This is a genomic window from Thermobacillus sp. ZCTH02-B1, assembly GCF_002159085.1.
In the GTDB taxonomy this organism is placed as follows: Bacteria; Bacillota; Bacilli; order Paenibacillales; family Paenibacillaceae; genus Thermobacillus.
Genome location: NZ_LZRU01000007.1, coordinates 1 through 1,649, shown reverse-complemented (window position 1 = coordinate 1,649; position 1,649 = coordinate 1). Strand labels below are relative to the sequence as shown.

Below are 1,649 nucleotides of genomic sequence, written 5' to 3'. Positions count from 1 at the left end.
CTCTTACTTTACTATATACCGATTGTTGAAAAAACACAACCTTGTCGGGAAAGAAATCTTGCCCATGCCGGAGCGAAAGCGCTTTGCGTATGACCAGATCAATGAGCTTTGGCAAGGGGACTTATCCCATGGACCAACGATTCGAGTCAATGGGAAAGCCCAGAAAACGTTTTTGATCGCCTATATCGATGACTGCTCGCGGTTTGTGCCGTACGCGCAGTTTTTCCCTTCGGAGAAGTTTGACGGGCTGCGGATCGTCACGAAGGAAGCGGTGCTTCGTTGCGGGAAGCCGAAGCGCATTTACTCGGACAACGGGAAAATTTATCGATCCGAGGTGCTGCAGTATGCGTGCGCCGAGATGGGAATTACGCTCATCCACACCCAGCCGTATGACCCGCAAAGCAAAGGGAAAATCGAACGGTTCTTCCGCACCGTACAGACGCGGTTTTATCCGCTGCTGGAGTTGGATCCCCCGAAGTCGCTCGAAGAGCTGAACGAGCGTTTTTGGAGGTGGCTTGAAGAGGAGTATCATCGAAAACCGCACGCCTCGCTGGACGGAAAAACGCCGCATGAGGTGTTTCAATCGCAAGTGCATCTCGTGTCGTTCATCGAAGATGGCGATTGGCTGGATGCGATTTTTCTGAAGCGGGAGCACCGCAAGGTCAAAGCCGATGGAACGATCACCTTGAACAAGCAGCTGTATGAAGTGCCGCCCCGGTTCATTGGGCAATCGATTGAACTCCGCTATGACGAACGGGGCGTCTATGTGTACGAAGATGGAAGGAAGGTGGCGGAGGCCGTTCGGGTTCGTTTGGAGGACAACGCCTATGTAAAACGCCATCGGTCCCCGTTTGCGGCGATTCCGGCGAAGGAGGGAGAACACGGTGTATAAATCGTTTTACTCCCTTTCGCGGGAGCCGTTTGCGAAAGAAACAGACCCGTCCGAGGCGTATCAAGGGGCGCCGTTTCAGGAAGCGTTGCGGGCGCTGGAGTACGTGAAACGAACCCGGGGGATCGGGCTGTTAATCGGAGAGCCAGGGGCGGGCAAGACGTTCGCCCTTCGGGCGCTGAAAGAGTCATTGAATCCATCATTGTATCATGTCGTCTACTTTCCGTTATCCACCGGAGGCGTGATGGATTTTTACCGTGGTTTGGCCTTGGGATTAGGAGAGGAACCGAAGTACCGCAAGGTAGACCTCTTCCGCCAAATCCAGCAGGCGATCGAGCGATTGTATCATGAACGGCGGATCACGCCGGTGTTCATTTTGGACGAGATGCATTTAGCGAAGGATGCATTTTTACAGGACATCGCGATCTTGTTCAACTTTGAGATGGATTCGACCAACCCATTTGTCTTGATTTTGGCCGGGCTGCCCCATTTACAGGGGAAGCTGCGGCTCAATCAGCACCGCCCTCTCGACCAGCGGATCATCATGCGATACCGGATGGGGCCGCTGGAGAAGGAAGAGGTGGCGGGCTACATCGAACATCGGATGAAACAGGCCGGGGCGAAGCATCCGATCTTCACCCCATCGGCGTTAGAGGCGATTGCCCTGCAGTCGCGGGGATGGCCTCGGGTGATCAACACGTTGGCCACGACGTGCCTGTTATACGGGTATCAGCTGAAAAAGGACGCCATTGACGAAGAA

Annotated in this window: 2 protein-coding genes; both read left to right on the top strand. The window is 54.3% G+C overall.

Going from position 1 to position 1,649, the window contains the following annotated elements; all coding sequences use genetic code 11:
• A partial coding sequence (locus A9Z00_RS01625; protein ID WP_296973657.1) for a DDE-type integrase/transposase/recombinase occupies positions 1–892 on the top strand: 892 nt, incomplete at its 5' end.
• Positions 885–1,649: ExeA family protein (locus tag A9Z00_RS01620; RefSeq protein ID WP_296973656.1), on the top strand; the 765-nt coding region annotated here is incomplete at its 3' end. The genes A9Z00_RS01625 and A9Z00_RS01620, both read left to right, overlap by 8 nt.